The following is a 17,804-nucleotide window of genomic DNA, read 5'->3' on the forward strand; positions in this document are numbered from 1 at the left end:
GTGAATGAAGTATGCCTATTTTACAAATTAAAGATGTGACAAAAGTGTACGAAGGTAAAGTAACGCATCGAGCATTAAATCAATTGAGCTTTGACGTGGAAGAAGGCGAGTTTTTAGCTGTTATGGGGCCCTCAGGAAGCGGTAAAACGACATTGTTGAATATTATTTCGACCATCGATGAACCAACTAGTGGAGAAATCATTTTAGATGGAATGAATCCACATAAGTTGAATGCAACAGAGCTTGCCTATTTTAGAAGAAGACAGCTTGGCTTTGTGTTTCAGGATTTCAATCTTTTGCATATGCTGACGGTCGAGGAAAATATCGTGTTGCCCTTAACGTTAGATCAACAGCCGCTAGAGGTAATGGAGGAGCGTCTGGCAAGTATTGTAGAAAAGCTAGATTTAACTTCCTTCCTTCATAAACGTCCAAATGAAATATCTGGGGGACAGGCACAAAGAACAGCAATTGGTCGTGCGCTTATTCATAATCCAAGTCTCATTTTAGCGGACGAACCTACAGGTAATTTAGATTCAAATTCTTCACGTGATGTGCTTGAACTATTGACAAAAGTGAATCAGGATAAACAAACGACAATCGTGATGGTCACGCATGATCCAATTGCAGCAAGTTATTGTGATCGAGTGTTATTCATTAAAGATGGTGAATTTTTTAATGAAATTTATCGAGATGACCGCCGTCAGATGTTTTTCCAACGTATTTTAAATGTTTTGAGCTTACTAGGAGGAGGGCAAGTAGGTGACCTTTCGACAATTCGCTTACCGTAATGTCGTGCGGAACAGCCGGATATATGGCGCCTTTTTCATGGCAAGCTTTTTTTCTGTGGCTGTATTTTTTATCTATTCCATGCTGATGTTTCACCCTGATATTGAACGTGGGATATTAGGGGAGATGTCTCTCATTGGGATGGTGGGGGCTGAAATTGTTCTCGTCCTGTTTACATTATTCTTTTTATATTATTCCATGAGTGCCTTTTTAGAGGCCAGATCACATGAATTTGCTATTTTATTGCACTTGGGAATGGAAAAACGTCAGATGAATAAACTTGTCTTTTTAGAGACAATGATTATTGGAACAGGCTCCATTATTGTAGGTATTGTCTTTGGTTTCTCCTTTTCAAAATTCTTTTTTATGATTGTTCGGGAAATTTTACATTTAGAAGATTTACCACTCTATATTTCATGGGAGCCATTTTTATTAACGATTGGTGTTTTCACAAGTGCATTTTTCGTCATTTCCTTTATTAGTGTGTATTTTACACGAGAGAGAAAATTACGAGATCTTATAAAAGGCAGTGATTATTTAAATAGCTTAACAACGTATTCCAAAATACGAGCTTTCTATGGTATTGCTTTAATTGTAACGACGTATATTCTCGCTTTTGTTGTCGGACATACATCACTAATTGGGCTAACGCTGTTAATACCATTTTCCGCAACATTTGGCACCTACTATTTTTTCAGTGATTCTGTACCTTGTTTTTTAGATTTAGCACGTGGGAAACGCAAATATCATTGGCAACGCTACCGTCTACTATCGCTAGCAGAACAAACGCATATAATGATGGATAACGTGAAAATGTTTTTCGTTGTGACGATGGTATCGACACTTGCATTTTTATCTGTTGGTGTTTTAGCAACAATGTCCTCCTATACAACGCAATATGATCGATTAAATCCACTCGGGCTGGTTTATAAAGGGGATGTCGATAATCCATATGAACGGGAGCATATCAATTCTTTAAGGCTGCAATTAGAGGAGAAAGGTTTATCTTATCAGCTATCCCGTTTTATTGTTGTGAAGCAAACCTCCTCTTTCACTCGAAATGAAGTGGAGGTTTTTCGAGAGTCCGATATGAATGTCCTGCTTTCTTCCTACAGTTATCCATTATTGAATCTGGAAGCAGGTGAGGCAGTATTCATTCCTTATTCGGAGGATTCCCTAAAAAAATTAAAAGATCGAGTTGTGCATACTGTTTTAGAAGAAAACAATATACCGCTCACTATTGATAGTGTCTATCCAAAAATAGTGTTTCCAGGCTCGATTGTCAGTGTCAATTCGATTGTCATTAGTGATGAAGACTTCGCGAAGCTTATTCATCCGATTTCCGATCAAGACATTATTCAACCAAGCTATCATCTATTTACATTTGTTATTCCTCAATGGATGGAAACGAAGGATATTGGTAAGGATATCGATCATCTAGAATCCAATTTATATTTTATTAAAAAGGATAAGTTTAGCCCTTTTTACTTTGAAAATGCAGGATTAAATTATTCTTATATACTAGCTACCTACTCATTATTTACATTAGTGGGTGTTTTAGTAGCCACTGTATTTTTACTTGCAGCTGGTAGCTTTATCTATTTTAAATTGCATACATCCCTCGAACGTGAAAAGCGTAAATTTGATGTATTAAAACGTATGGGTTTAACAGATACAGAGTTAAAAAAGCTAGTTAATCGCCATTTGTTTCCCCAATTCTTTTTACCTTGGGGTGTTGCGATGATGCATAGTGCCTTTGCTTTTCTAATGGTTCAAGGTATTTTAAGGGACATTGCGAATATATCGATTGTAAAAGAAGTATTCTTTGCTTTTGGCTTTTTTGTATTAATACAAGTGGTTTATTTTTATTTAATTCGATGGCGCTATATCTCCCATATTCGCTCATGAAGTAATGGTTTAAAAGAGAAAAAAATGAATTATTTAACGTAATTTATGACATGAGATAAAAAGACTCATTGTTTTTTAGATATATTTCTTATATAATATTACTGAATAACGATTCATTTTATACGATAAGGGGATGGTGTAATTGAATTTAGTTTCACGTGTTCGTCAACAGGCAACAGAACAACCTGAAAAAGTGGCGTATCATTTTATGGGGAAAGATACGACTTACGGGGAATTTGAGCATACAGTTGGCCGCTTTGCAAAGGGATTACAAGATTTAGGCGTTGAAAAAGGGGATCATGTGGCGTTTTTACTCGGCAACACGCCACACTACTTAATTGCCCTCTATGCAACAATGCGCTTAGGGGCAACAGCAATACCTGTTAATCCAATCTATACACCGGATGAAATTTCTTACATTTTGCATAATGGAGATGTAAAAGCAGTCATTGCTCTGGATATGTTGCTGCCATTGGTTGAAAAAGGTGTACAAGCATTTCCACAGGTAAAAACATTTATAGTTTGTGAAACCACACCAGATATAGCGGAAAAAGTGGCAGCTTTATCACCACAAGCACAAGAAAAAACACATTTATTTACACATGTAATCGCCAAAACCACTCAATCTTTACAACCTGTTGAAGTTGCAGAGGATGACAATGCTATTATTTTATATACTTCAGGAACTACAGGTAGTCCAAAGGGAGCCATGCTGACACATGGCAATGTGTACTCAAATGCACGTGATGTTGCGCATTATTTAGGCATTAATGCAGAGGACCGTGTTATTGCGACACTACCTGTATTCCATGTATTTGCCTTAACGGTAGTGGTGAATGCGCCTTTATTAAGTGGGGCAACAGTTTTACTTGCACCACGCTTTAGCCCTAGCGAAATTTTTGCTTTAGCACGAGAGCAAAAAGCAACGGTATTTGCTGGTGTTCCTACTATGTATAATTTCTTGTACCAATTACCTGAGGGCAATCCTGAAGATTTCTCGACAATTCGTTTAGCTATTTCAGGTGGTGCCTCCTTGCCTGTTGCGCTACTACATAATTTCGAACAGAAATTTAATGTGCGTGTGTCAGAGGGCTATGGCTTATCCGAAGCTTCACCCGTGACATGTTTTAACCCATTAGATCGTGATCGTAAAGCTGGCTCTATTGGAACATCCATTAGCAATGTCGAGAATAGAGTTGTTGATGTTAATGGTCAGGAAGTACCTGTGGGCGAAGTTGGAGAGCTAATTGTACGTGGTCCAAATGTGATGAAGGGATACTATAAAATGCCTGAAGAAACGGCGATGGCGATTCGTGACGGCTGGCTCTATACAGGAGATTTAGCAAAGGTAGATGAAGAAGGGTATTTTTACATTGTCGATCGTAAAAAGGATATGATTATTGTAGGGGGCTTTAATGTTTATCCTCGGGAAGTGGAGGAAGTGCTGTTTGCCCATAATAATATTGTAGAGGCAGCGGTGGTAGGCTTCCCAGACCCTAACTTAGGGGAAGCTGTACATGCCTACGTTGTGTTGAAAGAAGTGGCTGCTACTACAACAGACGATCTACTATCCTATTGTGCTAAACATATGGTGAAGTATAAGGTTCCGAAAGTAATTGAAATACTGGATGAACTACCAAAAAACACAACAGGAAAAATACTAAGACGCTCATTAAAAGAAAAAGTTTAAACGAGAAAAGCTACTATTGAAAAATGGTAGCTCTTTTTTTGTACATTATTCGTATAATAGTAAAATCAGTTGAGAGTAGATGTCTGTAAGTGATAAAATCAAACTTGTGAAATCTTCTACATACTTTTCAAGAGCTTGTCATATAGTGAGGAAGTAATGTAAAAAGACGTACAAAACTGGAACCCTTTGAGGTGAAGCCACGTCAAAGCTTTTAGGTAAAAATACTATTGAAAGAGAGCATACAAAAACATGTTAGAACTCATTAAGGAGTTAATAAGTTTTATTGTGCATATCGATGTGCATTTAGAAGAAATTATTCGTGATTTTGGTAATTGGAGCTATCTTATTTTATTTGCGATTGTTTTTGTAGAAACAGGGGTTGTTATTTTCCCATTCTTACCTGGTGATTCCTTGTTATTTGCAAGTGGAACATTAGCTGCGGCAATGGGCGCATTCGATATGTGGATTTTAATCCCTGTATTTTTAGCAGCAGCTATTTTGGGAGATACGATGAACTATCATATTGGACATAAGGTAGGGACATCTATTCCGCCAAAGAGCCTCCTCGGTAGAGTTGTTAAGAAAGAGCGTATGGAAGCAGCTGAAAAATTCTTTAATACACATGGTGGGAAAACGATCGTAATCGCACGTTTCATGCCATTTATTCGTACATTTATCCCGTTTGTGGCGGGTGCAAGTAAAATGAAATATAGTTATTTCTTATTTTATAATATTTTTGGTGCAATTTTATGGGTATTCAGTTGTACGTTATTAGGTTACTTCTTTGGGAATATTCCAATTATTAAAGATAACTTCTCAGTTGTACTGATTCTGATTATCTTTATATCAGTTGTGCCTGCAGTGATCGGTGCAATAAAATCCAAAGTCGGTAAATAATATGGACAGTCCTTAAGTGATTCATCATCACAGGGACTGTCCTTTCTTTATTATTTGCTGAAAAAGCAAAGTTGGCATGTTAAGTTAGCTTGAAGTATAAGCATCAGGTCGTAAAAAATGTTATACTATAAATTACTAGAAAATGGAGAAATGGGGGGCAATGGAATGGAAGTATTCATTGGCAGACAGCCTATATTTAATCTTCATGAGCAAGTCGTTGCATATGAATTGTTATACCGTAGCAAAAATGTAAATGCCTTTCCAATGGTCGATTCAGATGCAGCAACGATTGATGTACTTGTGAACTCATTTCTTTCAATTGGTTTTGAAGAGGTAACGAAAGGTAAGCCTGGCTTTGTTAATTTTACTGAAAACTTATTGATGAGCTCTATACATGAATTTTTAAATCCCTCACAGGTAGTGATTGAGATATTAGAGGATGTTCCACTTACCTCTCAATTAGTGGAGCGTGTAATTGAGCTAAAAAAACAGGGGTTTCAAATTGCCTTGGATGATTTTATGATGGATGATCAAGTGGAAGTTTATGATGAATTATTTGAACAAATTGATTATATTAAGGTGGATTTTTTAGCTTCTTCCATCGTAAAAAGAATGGAAATCGAAAATAAAGTTAAGGAGAAATTTCCACATATTCAATTGCTCGCTGAAAAGGTAGAGACGCGTCATCAATTTGAAGTCGCTAAATCCTCAGGCTATGTGTTATTTCAAGGTTATTTTTTTGAACAACCGCAAATAATACGAGCAACAGACATTCCAGCAAATGCGATTCAATATATTCACATTATCTCTTTACTAAAAGAGGAAGAACCAAATATTCATTTGTTAGCGGAAAATATTGAACGTGATATTTCATTGACATACAAATTATTGCAAATGATTAATAACTCATCTAAACGTTCTAAATCTAAAGTGCGCTCCATCAAGCAAGCGATTGTGTTATTGGGCGTATCCAATTTACGAAAATGGATTTATTTATTGGCCATGCGTGAAATTGATATTGATGCTGATTCTGATCTTTTTAAAGAAGTGATGTGTACGTCTTTATTCCGAGCTAAGGTTTGTGAAAAACTAGCTAAGCTTGCTTATAAAAAGAATTTCTCAGAATATTTTTTAGTCGGCATGTTTTCTCTAATTGATACATTACTTCAAAGACCGATGAATGTTATTTTACAGCAGCTACCATTCTCAGAGGCTATTACGAATACCATTTTAGGCTTTGAAACGGAAATGACCCCATATTTGGAGTTTAGTATTGCGTTAAGTAAACTTGATTGGCCACGATTAGAAGAGCTAGCTGTACAGTTGAATATTCAGTTAGTTGACATTGATCTTTTATATTATGAAGCCATCGAATGGGCAGAAAAATCATTTTAAACCAAATCAACAAAAGCTATCTTATTGAATACTGTAAGATAGCTTATTTTATATCTTCCTCAATCTAGTAACCCTTCATCATGATGAAGTTCTCAATGCTAAAAGTATTTGCTATAATCATCTCGTCTTTAAAAAATTCTGATAGTTGAAGTGGGCGTGGGGAAATGAAACATGATGTGAGAGATAGCATTGTGGAGTATGTGTATGTCATTGTAGGAGCGGCAATAATTGCTATTGGTTTTAATGTCTTTTTATTACCAAATCAAGTCGCTTCAGGTGGGGTAAGTGGAATAAGTACGATTTTGCATGGTTTATTTGGTTGGAATCCGGGAATTGTTCAGTATGCATTTAACATTCCGCTTTTTATTGCTGGTGTTTTATTATTGGGCAAAAAATTTGGAATAAAATCCTTTATTGGGACAATTACATTACCTTTTATCGTCTTATTAACAAATAGCTGGGAGCCGTGGACTGATAATCCTTTATTGGGTGCTCTTTTTGGTGGAATTGTTGTTGGCCTAGGAATAGGACTGGTCTTTAAGGGGAATGCTTCAACTGGTGGCACTGATTTACTGGCGCAAATCATTACGAAGTTTACAGGATTGTCGCTTGGAACAAGTGTGCTGTTAATAGATGGCGTTATCGCAATTAGTGCAGCAATTGTTTTTGACTTAGAAAAAGGTTTGTATGCTCTGATTGGACTTTATGTTACCACAAAAACGATTGATATTATTCAGCTAGGTTTTAGTCAGTCAAAAATGGTCTATATCATTACATTGAAACAAGATGAGGTAAGGGAAGCCATTTATGCTGAAATTAATCGTGGTGTAACGAAGTTACCAGCAATTGGAGGGTATACAGGAGAAGCACGACCAGTTCTGATGGTTGTTGTTTATCAAACAGAATTCACAAAGCTGAAACAACTCATTAAAAGCGTTGACCCATCAGCGTTTGTTATCGTTTCTGATGCATATGAGGTATTAGGAGAAGGTTTCAAACGTGCATAATTTTGGTATAATGGCGGCGTAAGATATTTATTATGAGGAGGGGTACTAATGAAAAAAGCAATGTTAACATTAGTGTTCGGATCAGCAATCTTCTTAGCAGCATGTGGCGGCGGAGATAAAACTGCATCTAATAATGGTAATGAAACTGCTACAGAGCCAGATGGCGAAGCAATAGCGATGAAATCTTGTGTTACTTGTCATGGTGGCGAGCTACAAGGTGCAAATGGTCCAGCATTAAATGATGTAGGTTCACGTTTGTCTGAATCAGAAATTTTAGATATTATAAATAATGGTAAAAACGGCATGCCTGCAGGATTAGTAAAAGGTGCAGATGCTGAAGCTGTTGCTAAATGGTTAGCAACTCAAAAATAATTGCTTTTTAAAAACTAGCGGGCTGGAGAGCCGCTAGTTTTTTTAGTGCAAGTAAACGCTGTATTGAGAGTAAATACATTTCTTTTACACATAGACATGCTAAAATAAGATGAACCTTATCCATTGATTGGAGGCTTTTTCATTGGTCGTAGTATTAACAAGAGATGTTATGGAGAAATTTAAATTAGAGTTATTAGCTGGTGAAGAAGGAATAGGCAGGACAATTGTGACAAGTGATATCTCAAGACCAGGGCTTGAGATGGCAGGATACTTTACTCATTATCCAGCAAATCGAGTACAATTGCTTGGCAAGACTGAACTTTCCTTTTTTGAAATGCTACCAGCGGATGTTAAGCTTGAGCGTATGCGTTTACTTTGTTCACAGGATACACCTGCTATTATTATTTCTAGAGATTTAGAAGTACCAGAGGAACTTATTCAGGCCTCAAACGAAAAGCATGTACCTGTGTTTAAAACACATATGACAACAACCAAATTTTCGAGTAGATTGACGAACTACTTAGAGGGGCGCTTAGCTCCAATGACAGCAGCACACGGAGTACTTGTCGATGTGTATGGCATTGGTGTGCTTATAATCGGTAAAAGCGGCGTAGGTAAAAGTGAAACAGCACTTGAGCTTGTAAAAAAGGGTCATCGTTTAGTTGCTGATGATTGTGTTGAAATTCGTCAAGAATCAGAAAACCTATTAATTGGAAGCCCTCCACCTTTGTTAGAGCACTTATTGGAAATACGAGGCATTGGCATTATTGACATTATGACACTCTTTGGTGCAAGTGCAGTACGCCCCTATAAACGTATTACCCTCATCATTGAGCTCGAAATATGGGATCCACAAAAAGTTTATGATCGATTGGGCTTAGAAGAAGAAAAAATGAAAATAATTGACACGGAACTAACAAAACTAACAATTCCAGTAAGACCTGGACGCAATGTCTCCGTTATTATTGAAGTGGCAGCGATGAACTATCGTTTAAAGAAAATGGGCGTCAATGCGGCAGAGGAATTTTCAAGACGTTTAGATGAAGTGATTTCATCAAATGATGTGTTAGACGATTAAAAAGCGAACAACATTGTTCATGACATATTGAGAGGAGTAGAAGATGGATTTATTACTATTGCAAATTGACCCGATTGCCTTTCATTTAGGACCAATTCCAGTTCGTTGGTATGGATTGCTAATTGTGTCGGGAATCATTTTAGCCTATATTGTTGGGCAAAGAGAAGCCGTTAAGCGAGGTTTGCCTGAAGACTTTCTTGCAGATTTATTATTATGGGCAGTTCCTATATCCATTATCTGTGCACGTATTTACTATGTGTCAATGCGATGGGATTACTATAGCGAAAATCCAGGCAAGATCATAGAGATATGGAATGGTGGTATTGCCATCCATGGTGCACTCATCGGGGCATTTGTCACAGCTTACATATATACTCGTATAAAAAATGTAAGCTTTTTACGAGTAGCAGATATTGCAGCACCTAGTATTTTAATCGGGCAGATTATTGGTCGATGGGGCAATTTTATGAACCAAGAGGCCTATGGTGGCGAGGTATCGAAAGCATTTTTAGAAAACCTAATGCTACCAGACTGGATTATTAATCAAATGTATATTGAAGAATTAGGTTCATATGTTCATCCCACTTTTTTATATGAATCGATTTGGAACCTAATTGGGCTTATTATTCTATTAGTTTTGCGTAAAGTGAACTTACATCGTGGAGAAATATTCTTTAGCTATTTAATTTGGTATTCAATTGGTCGTTTCTACATCGAAGGAATGCGCACAGATAGCCTTTACTTAGTGGGAGATTTACGTTCAGCACAGGTTGTATCCATTATCGGTATTGTAGTTGGTCTAGGTGCAATTATTTATCGTAGAATAAAGGTGAAACCAGCCGTAAAATACTTGGATAATAAATAAGGGGTTGTAAAAGATGGCTGTTAAGGCACTACTATTTGATTTCGATGGGACTTTACTAAATACAAATGATTTAATCATTCAAACATTTATGCATGTATTAAATGAGCGATTTCCCGGGCAATATTCGCCAAAAGATTGCCTGAAATTCATTGGTCCATCATTGAAACAGACATTTAATGACATTGCACCAGGTGAAGAAGACGATTTGATAGAGATGTATCGCGCTTGGAATATTGCACACCATGATGACCTAGTCAGCCAATATCCTGATGTTGTGTCAACTCTAGAGCAGTTAAAAGCTCAAGGTATAAAATTGGCTATTGTTTCGACGAAACGTAATGAGACCATTGATCGTGGACTTGCTATTCTTGGTGCAACGCATCTATTTGATGTGCGTATTGGTACAGATGATGTGAACAATGTGAAGCCTGATCCAGAGCCAGTATTGCTTGCGTTGGAACGATTAGGGATAGAAAAAGACTATGCGATTATGATTGGTGATAATTCGCACGATATTGAAGCTGGACATCGTGCTGGTGTAAGAGCAGCGGGTGTTGCTTGGGCAATTAAGGGAGAGGCTTACTTACAGCAGTATCAACCAGAATATATGTTGCAGCATATGTCAGATTTATTTGATATTGTGAAAGAGGGGTAAGGTAGATGGCGCGTAATACAGAACGTTACCGTGTCGAAGGAGCCAATTCACTTTGGAATATATATGACACGGTGTCCTTTTGGAAGGTGATGAAGTGTTTCATTGTCATTCAAGTTGGACGCTTCACACCATTTTTACGTGTGAAAAACTGGCTATATCGTACTTTTTTAAACATGACTATTGGTAAGCAAACGTCATTAGCCTTAATGGTCATGCCAGATACCATGTTTCCTGAACGTATTTTCATTGGAGACAATACTGTGATTGGTTTTAATACAACCATTTTAGCGCATGAATATTTAATAGAGGAATATCGCTTAGGTGATGTTCATATCGGAAAAGAAGTAATGATAGGGGCAAATACAACTATTTTACCAGGTGTAACAATTGGTGATGGTGCCATTGTTTCAGCTGCCACTCTTGTACATAAGGATGTGCCAGCAGGCTGTTTAGCAGGGGGTAATCCAATGCGAATAATATATACTGCTGAACAAATGGCTGAGCGCAAACGTAATGAGGCTGTAGAGTGGTGTACACCAAAGAAATAATAAAAACTCACGTAGTATAGTGATATACTTCGTGAGTTTTTTGCATACAAAGCTACTCCCAAAAACACTAGGTTTTGGGAGTAGCTTTTACTGTTTAAGCAAGAGCTGCGTCATAATCTGATTTGAATTCACAAGTGTCATGATCACCTAAGCAAGTTGTTTCAACAAAAGTTGATTTAATTGCAGTCCCATCAATATCTTCAGTTGTGTGAAGTGTTACCTTGTCACCAGGATAAAACTCGCCTTTACAAATACTAACGATCATTTGCTCACTAATTTGTACGAATGGACATGCCATAATAAATCCCTCCAATGCGTAGTGTATGTGGTTCTTTTTGTTATTAATGCTATTCTATATTAAGTTTTTTGAAATGTAAAAAGTAAAATAGAATGAGAGTAATAATCAATAAATGTATTGATATAAAAGTATTATTGATGATAATGAGATTGAGAATCATTTTAAGTGATTGGCTAAAAATAATTATATAGATATAATTATTGGATTTCGATATTGAGAATACTCTATTGAAAACTCTTTATTTTTATCAATGATTTGTTAAGAGAGAATCATTATCAATTTTTAGCGAATACTTAAAGTGATTAAAAATTGGTTTGTCACAATTTAGACATATTCTCATTGTCACTAAAGTATTTTGTCAAATTATAAGTAAAATGAGTCATGCTTTTTTTGGAAGTCTTTGCAATTCAATGTGTATAATTAACAGAATAATAAGTATTTAAAGATTTCGATAATTAATAAGGATATCGTTGACTGTATTAATGAAATAAGTTAAAATTCTTTCATAATCTAATTCTCTAATACTCTAGTGAATTAAAGTGAAATGTGAGGAAGTGTCCATATGTCGTCGATAAAAATGTTTGAAAAGCCACTTGGAATGCGCGATACATTCCCGCAAATCTATGAGAAAGTTGAAGCAGTTAGACATGCGGGCAGAGACTTTTTATATAAAAGGGGTTATGAGTTTATTAAAACGCCTGCGGTGGAGTATTTCGATACAGTAGGGAAGGCTTCAGCGATTGCTGATGCTCATTTATTTAAGCTAGTGGATAGCCAAGGAAATACGTTAGTGCTGCGACCTGACATGACTACACCGATTGCTCGAGTAGCTACATCGAAACTATTAAAGGAAATGATCCCACTACGTCTTGCCTATTTTGCAAGCGTTTTTCGGGCTCAGGAAGCAGAGGGAGGCAGGCCTGCTGAGTTTGATCAAATGGGGATTGAGTTAATAGGTGATCAATCAGTTTTTGCCGATGCAGAAGTCATTGTAACGGCAATGGAGCTATTAAAGCATTTTAAATTGGAAGAGTTTAAAATCACAATTGGACATGCTGGTATATTAAATTGCATTTTACAAGATTACACAGAGAGTATCGAACAGCAAACAACGCTTAGAACATTGCTTGTCCAACGAAATTACGTAGGGTTTGAAGAAGCAGTAGAGTCATTTGATCTGCCTAAAGCTAAATCCGATGCCCTCTTACAATTTATTGAAGAAGCCATGAATGTCAGAGATATACGAGATATTGAAAAATATGTCCGCAAAAATGATGCATTAGAATATATGCAACAACTTGCTCAACTACTTGAAATGGCTGATTTAGCTGATTATGTAGCTTTCGATTTCACACTTTCGAGTCATATGAGTTATTACACGGGTATGCTATTTGAAGTATTTGCTGTGGGAAGTGGCTTTTTATTAGGAAATGGTGGTCGTTATGATGGCTTGTTAGAAGTTTTTGGTTCAAAGGTTGGTGCTACAGGATTTAGTATTCGTGTGGATCGTTTATTAGAAACATTAAACGGGCAATCAGTGAAACGACAGGAAGCAACAGTTGTTCTTTTTGAAGAAGAACAATTTGAGGAAGCTTTACTAAAGGTTAAAAATTTACGAGCAGCAGGAAAATTAGCTACTTTGCAGTTACGTAGTAGTCTAGTCGATGAGGCGGCCTTTTTAGCATACTTTACAGAAGTGGTGGTAGTTGGACAGGAGGAAGTTGGCGGTGAATGAATTAACGATTGCAATGCCCAAAGGAAGAATCTTTGAAGAGGCATATCAAATGTTGTTAGAGGCAGGTTTTAATTTACCAGAAGAAGTAGAAATGTCACGTAAATTAATGATTGAAATACCAGAGGAAAAAATTCGCTTTATTTTATCAAAGCCAATGGATGTTCCTGTCTATGTTGAACATGGTGTTGCTGATATTGGTATTGCTGGTAAGGATGTTTTGTTAGAGCAACAGCGAGAAGTGCACGAATTACTTGATTTGAAAATTAGTAATTGCTATATCGCTTCTGCAGGCCTACCAAACACCTCCATGAATGAGATTGCGCCTAGAATTGCTACGAAATATCCGAATATTGCCATGAAGTACTACAAAGGCATTGGAGAGCAAGTGGAAATTATCGAGCTCAACGGTTCTATTGAATTAGCACCAATGATTGGCTTAGCTGATCGAATTGTCGATATTGTTTCTACTGGTCGTACATTAAAAGAGAACGGCTTAGTAGAATATGAATTTATTACTGCTGTCTCTTCTCGATTAATTGCAAATCCTGTAAGTTATCGTATGAAAGGTGAGCGTATTATTGATCTTGTGAGGCGGTTAAAGAAATGTGTAAATGAGCAGAAAAAGTAATCATTTGTAGCTACATATGAAGGACTAAAGGGGATTAATCCTATGAAAATAACAAAGCTTGAAAAAGGCATTTCCTTAAAAAGACACCTTGAAGGAGGAAATGAAGAACAAATAAAAGTTGTACGACAAGTGCTTTCGGATGTTAAGACACAGGGAGATGCGGCTTTACGCACCTATACTGAGCGATGGGATGGCTATGTCCCTAAAAATTTACGTGTCTCTGAAGAAGAAATACAAGAAGCAGTAAGTGAACTCGATCCTCAACTATATAAGGACTTAGCGGAAGCAGCAGAAAATATTCGTTTTTATCATGAACAACAGATACGTTCAGGGTATCACCTAGAGCTGGGAGATGGTTCTTGGTTAGGCCAACGGGTAACAGCTTTAGATGCAGTAGGACTATATGTTCCAGGGGGTACAGCAGCCTACCCTTCATCAGTCTTGATGAATGTAATACCAGCGCAGGTTGCAGGGGTGAAACGTATTGTTATTACTTCACCTGCAGGGTCAAATGGGAAACTACCAGCAGGTGTACTTGTGGCGGCTCACCTTTTAGGGATTGATGAGATTTATAAAGTTGGTGGGGCACAAGCAATAGCTGCACTTGCCTATGGCACGGAAACAATTCCCCCAGTCGATAAAATAACAGGTCCAGGAAATATTTATGTGGCACTTGCCAAACGAGAGGTATTTGGAGAAGTAGCCATTGATATGATTGCGGGACCGAGTGAAATTGCTGTGCTGGCTGATGACACAGCCTATCCTGATGAAATTGCTGCAGACCTTTTATCACAAGCAGAGCATGATCCACTAGCTTGTGCAATTCTTGTCACAACCTCAGAGCAATTAGCCAAAAAAGTGGCTGAGGAAGTAGAGAAGCAGCTGCTGAACTTACCGCGTCAAGAAGTAGCTCGTGCTTCCATAGAGAAATTTGGGGTAATTTATGTAGCTGAAACGTTGGCAGATGCAGTGGAAGCCATTAATTCATTAGCACCGGAGCATTTAGAAATTGTGATGGAAAATGCGGAGGCGTTAGCTGAGCAAATAAGACATGCTGGTGGTATTTTTATAGGTCGGTATAGTTCTGAGCCAGTTGGTGATTATTTTGCAGGGACCAATCATGTACTTCCAACTAATAGTACGGCTCGTTTTGCAAGTGGCTTAAATGTTGATGATTTTGTGAAAAAATCAAGTATTGTTTACTATAGTGAAAAAACTTGGAGAGACAATGCACCAAAAATTGCACGTTTAGCGCGTATGGAAGGCTTAGAGGGCCATGCTCGTGCAGTGGAATCACGTGGATGGGAGAAGGAATAGGACGATGACAGAAAAGAAACGATATGCAAAGATAGAGCGTACAACGAATGAAACGCAAATTTCTGTAGCAATTGATTTAGATGGTGAAGGCAAGGCAGATATCCAAACAGGCGTGGGGTTTATGGACCATATGCTTGACTTATTTATTAAGCATGGACTATTTAACGGCACAATACATGCAAATGGCGATACTTATATTGATGATCACCATACAACAGAGGACCTTGGTATTGTATTAGGACAGGCTGTTCGAGAAGCACTTGGTGATAAGAAAGGCATAAAACGCTATGGTAACGCCTTTGTACCGATGGATGACGCACTAGCTCAGGTAGTGGTCGATTGCTCGAATCGACCTCATCTAGAGTACCGTGTGCCAGCATTAAAAGAAAAAGTAGGAACGTTTGATACAGAATTAGTGCATGAATTTTTATGGAAATTTGCCCTTGAGGCAAGGATGAATGTTCATGTAATTGTACCTTATGGTCAGAATACACATCACATTATTGAGGCAATTTTCAAAGCATTAGCACGTGCGATTGATGCCGCAGTGGAAATTGACCCACGTGTTAAAGGCGTACCATCGACTAAGGGGCTGTTGACGTGAAAATGGGTGTCATTGATTATGGAATGGGTAATTTATTTAGTGTGGAGCAGGCATTAAAAAGGCTAGGCTGTGAAGTTATTATAACTGCTGATGAGAAGGCATTAGATACAGCTGACGCACTTTTATTACCAGGGGTGGGTGCATTCCCTGATGCCAGAAAGCGTTTAGCTGAAACAAACTTAGATCAATATTTACAGAAGGCACAAAGAGAAAACCGTCCACTTTTAGGAATTTGTCTAGGTATGCAATTATTATTCGAGCAAAGTGATGAAGTAACCCCAACAAAAGGGCTAGGGTTTTTCAAGGGGTGTATTAAACGCTTTAGTGGTAGCCAAGAGGGCCAAGCATACAGAGTACCGCATATGGGGTGGAATGAACTAATTGTGACAAATCGTCCTGCATGGTTACACAATGAAGTATCAGCGAAGCATGTCTATTTTGTTCACTCCTTTTATGCAACAGATATCGTAGAATCAGAGCTTGTTGCCTATGCTGATTACTTCGGCATTCAAGTACCTGGTATTGTGATGAATGGTTCTGTGACTGGCATGCAATTTCACCCTGAAAAATCAGGGGAATTAGGTGTTTATTTATTAGAGCAATGGTTGGAAGGTGTGAAGGCATGCTAACAAAACGTATTATTCCATGTCTTGATGTGAAAGAAGGTCGTGTTGTAAAAGGTATACAATTTGTCTCTATCCGAGATGCAGGAGATCCAGTGGAGCTTGCGAAGTTCTATGATGAACAAGGAGCAGATGAGCTTGTATTTTTAGATATTTCTGCATCACATGAAGGTCGAGAAACGATGGTAGATGTGGTTCGTCAAACAGCGGCTACGCTTGCCATACCCTTTACTGTTGGCGGAGGCATTCGTACGTTGGATGATATGAAGCGTATTTTACGAGCAGGTGCTGATAAAGTTTCAGTGAATACATCCGCGCTGGAAAGACCTGCCCTTATACAGGAAGGCTCTGATTACTTTGGCGCACAATGCATTGTTGTAGCAATCGATGCTCGCTATAGTGAGGAAGATAGCACATGGATGGTTTATACACATGGTGGTCGCAACAAAACCCCTTGGTCAGCCATTGAGTGGGCCAAAGAGGCTGTACGCTTAGGAGCTGGTGAGATTTTATTAACAAGTATGAATCAAGATGGAGAAAAATCAGGCTTTGATTTAGCCTTAACCAAAGCAGTGCGTGAAGCTGTGACAGTCCCTGTGATTGCTAGTGGTGGAGCGGGACATGCCGAACATTTTTACGAAGTATTAGCACAAGAGGTAGATGCAGATGCTGCACTAGCAGCCTCTATCTTCCATTATAAAGAAACAAGTGTAGCGCAAGTAAAGGAATACTTACGTGCAAAAGGAGTGGCAGTAAGATGATAGAGAACATTCAATTTGATGAGAGAGGTCTTGTTACAGCTGTAGTACAAGATGCCAATACAAAAGAGGTATTAACAGTAGCTTATATGAATAAGGAGTCATTAGCTAAAACAATTGACTCAGGGGAAACTTGGTTTTATTCTCGTTCCCGTCAAGAGCTTTGGCATAAGGGAGCAACAAGTGGCCATACACAACAGGTGGTTTCAATCAAAGCGGATTGCGATCAAGATGCTTTAATAGTGGAGGTTCTACCGACAGGGCCAGCATGTCATAATGGGACAATTTCTTGCTTCACTGAGGTTATTCAGCAAAAAGAGAAGGTAGGCTCTGTGGACATCGTTTCTAAACTTGCTCGTGTCATCGAAAAGCGAGAGCAGGAAATGCCAGAAGGAGCGTACACTACATATTTATTTGATAAGGGCATTGATAAAATCTGTAAAAAGGTTGGGGAAGAAGCAACAGAGGTGGTCATTGGTGCCAAAAACCGAGATGCTGAGGAAGTAAAATGGGAGGCAGCTGATTTAATTTATCACCTACTCGTATTATTACAAGAACAAAAAGTAAGCATTTATGATGTTCTGCATGTGTTGGAAAAACGTCACGAGGAGAAATAACAGCATATTATTGATTGTGTGGT

Annotated in this window: 19 protein-coding genes; 18 read left to right on the top strand and 1 reads right to left on the bottom strand. The window is 38.0% G+C overall.

The window, feature by feature from the left end; all coding sequences use genetic code 11:
- Positions 1-11: 11 nt before the first annotated feature.
- The 11 genes from AAJG31_RS17685 to AAJG31_RS17735 all read left to right on the top strand — a co-directional run bounded on the left by AAJG31_RS17685 (position 12) and on the right by AAJG31_RS17735 (position 11,201).
- Positions 12-788: an ABC transporter ATP-binding protein gene (locus AAJG31_RS17685; protein ID WP_004230460.1), complete on the top strand. Its 777-nt coding sequence runs from the start codon at positions 12-14 to the stop codon at positions 786-788.
- Positions 760-2,694 carry an ABC transporter permease gene (locus AAJG31_RS17690; protein WP_066037085.1) on the top strand — a complete coding sequence of 645 codons (1,935 nt, stop codon included), beginning with the start codon at positions 760-762 and terminating at the stop codon, positions 2,692-2,694. Before AAJG31_RS17685 ends, AAJG31_RS17690 begins: the two co-directional genes overlap by 29 nt.
- 142 nt (positions 2,695-2,836) lie before the next feature.
- Complete coding sequence (locus AAJG31_RS17695) at positions 2,837-4,384, top strand: fatty acid--CoA ligase family protein (protein WP_103118789.1); 1,548 nt, start codon at positions 2,837-2,839, stop codon at positions 4,382-4,384.
- A 249-nt stretch (positions 4,385-4,633) separates the two neighbouring features.
- Positions 4,634-5,281 carry a VTT domain-containing protein gene (locus tag AAJG31_RS17700; RefSeq protein WP_048390828.1) on the top strand — a complete coding sequence of 216 codons (648 nt, stop codon included), beginning with the start codon at positions 4,634-4,636 and terminating at the stop codon, positions 5,279-5,281.
- Between the two features lie 165 nt (positions 5,282-5,446).
- On the top strand, positions 5,447-6,676 hold the full coding sequence (locus AAJG31_RS17705) for an HDOD domain-containing protein (RefSeq protein WP_048390830.1): 1,230 nt from the start codon (positions 5,447-5,449) through the stop codon (positions 6,674-6,676).
- 164 nt (positions 6,677-6,840) lie between these two features.
- On the top strand, positions 6,841-7,683 hold the full coding sequence (locus AAJG31_RS17710; RefSeq protein ID WP_004227970.1) for a YitT family protein: 843 nt from the start codon (positions 6,841-6,843) through the stop codon (positions 7,681-7,683).
- A gap of 48 nt (positions 7,684-7,731) precedes the next feature.
- Positions 7,732-8,055 (top strand): cytochrome c551, encoded by a 324-nt coding sequence (gene cccB / locus AAJG31_RS17715; RefSeq protein ID WP_048390832.1) that lies wholly within the window; start codon positions 7,732-7,734, stop codon positions 8,053-8,055.
- A 142-nt stretch (positions 8,056-8,197) separates the two neighbouring features.
- Entirely contained in the window at positions 8,198-9,133 is a 936-nt protein-coding gene (hprK, locus tag AAJG31_RS17720; protein WP_004227974.1) for an HPr(Ser) kinase/phosphatase, read from the top strand.
- 43 nt (positions 9,134-9,176) lie between these two features.
- Entirely contained in the window at positions 9,177-9,998 is an 822-nt protein-coding gene (lgt, locus tag AAJG31_RS17725) for a prolipoprotein diacylglyceryl transferase (protein WP_054549573.1), read from the top strand.
- A gap of 13 nt (positions 9,999-10,011) precedes the next feature.
- On the top strand, positions 10,012-10,653 hold the full coding sequence (ppaX, locus tag AAJG31_RS17730; protein WP_048390836.1) for a pyrophosphatase PpaX: 642 nt from the start codon (positions 10,012-10,014) through the stop codon (positions 10,651-10,653).
- 5 nt (positions 10,654-10,658) lie between these two features.
- On the top strand, positions 10,659-11,201 hold the full coding sequence (locus tag AAJG31_RS17735; RefSeq protein WP_279496088.1) for an acyltransferase: 543 nt from the start codon (positions 10,659-10,661) through the stop codon (positions 11,199-11,201).
- A 94-nt stretch (positions 11,202-11,295) separates the two neighbouring features.
- Here AAJG31_RS17735 and AAJG31_RS17740 read toward each other — a convergent pair whose 3' ends face one another.
- Positions 11,296-11,499: a hypothetical protein gene (locus AAJG31_RS17740; RefSeq protein ID WP_257962194.1), complete on the bottom strand. Its 204-nt coding sequence runs from the start codon at positions 11,497-11,499 to the stop codon at positions 11,296-11,298.
- A 562-nt stretch (positions 11,500-12,061) separates the two neighbouring features.
- On the opposite strand from AAJG31_RS17740, the gene AAJG31_RS17745 reads away from it, so the two are divergent.
- The 7 genes from AAJG31_RS17745 to hisIE are packed head-to-tail and all read left to right on the top strand — an operon-like array spanning position 12,062 to position 17,781.
- Positions 12,062-13,234 (top strand): ATP phosphoribosyltransferase regulatory subunit, encoded by a 1,173-nt coding sequence (locus AAJG31_RS17745; RefSeq protein WP_048390842.1) that lies wholly within the window; start codon positions 12,062-12,064, stop codon positions 13,232-13,234.
- The gene (gene hisG, locus AAJG31_RS17750; protein WP_048390844.1) at positions 13,227-13,862 is read left to right on the top strand and encodes an ATP phosphoribosyltransferase; all 636 of its coding nucleotides are present in this window, start codon (positions 13,227-13,229) and stop codon (positions 13,860-13,862) included. Before AAJG31_RS17745 ends, hisG begins: the two co-directional genes overlap by 8 nt.
- A gap of 42 nt (positions 13,863-13,904) precedes the next feature.
- Positions 13,905-15,179, top strand: coding sequence for a histidinol dehydrogenase (hisD, locus tag AAJG31_RS17755; protein ID WP_279496085.1), 1,275 nt, complete (start codon positions 13,905-13,907; stop codon positions 15,177-15,179).
- A gap of 4 nt (positions 15,180-15,183) precedes the next feature.
- Positions 15,184-15,783, top strand: coding sequence for an imidazoleglycerol-phosphate dehydratase HisB (gene hisB, locus AAJG31_RS17760; protein WP_004227994.1), 600 nt, complete (start codon positions 15,184-15,186; stop codon positions 15,781-15,783).
- Positions 15,780-16,412 carry an imidazole glycerol phosphate synthase subunit HisH gene (gene hisH, locus AAJG31_RS17765; protein ID WP_279496082.1) on the top strand — a complete coding sequence of 211 codons (633 nt, stop codon included), beginning with the start codon at positions 15,780-15,782 and terminating at the stop codon, positions 16,410-16,412. The genes hisB and hisH overlap by 4 nt, the downstream gene beginning before the upstream one ends.
- On the top strand, positions 16,406-17,167 hold the full coding sequence (hisF, locus tag AAJG31_RS17770) for an imidazole glycerol phosphate synthase subunit HisF (protein WP_259949819.1): 762 nt from the start codon (positions 16,406-16,408) through the stop codon (positions 17,165-17,167). The genes hisH and hisF overlap by 7 nt, the downstream gene beginning before the upstream one ends.
- Positions 17,164-17,781, top strand: coding sequence for a bifunctional phosphoribosyl-AMP cyclohydrolase/phosphoribosyl-ATP diphosphatase HisIE (hisIE, locus tag AAJG31_RS17775; protein ID WP_048390853.1), 618 nt, complete (start codon positions 17,164-17,166; stop codon positions 17,779-17,781). The genes hisF and hisIE overlap by 4 nt, the downstream gene beginning before the upstream one ends.
- The last annotated feature ends 23 nt before the right edge of the window (positions 17,782-17,804 follow it).

It is taken from the genome of Lysinibacillus sp. BS3 (assembly GCF_039614735.1).
In the GTDB taxonomy this organism is placed as follows: Bacteria; Bacillota; Bacilli; order Bacillales_A; family Planococcaceae; genus Lysinibacillus; species Lysinibacillus capsici.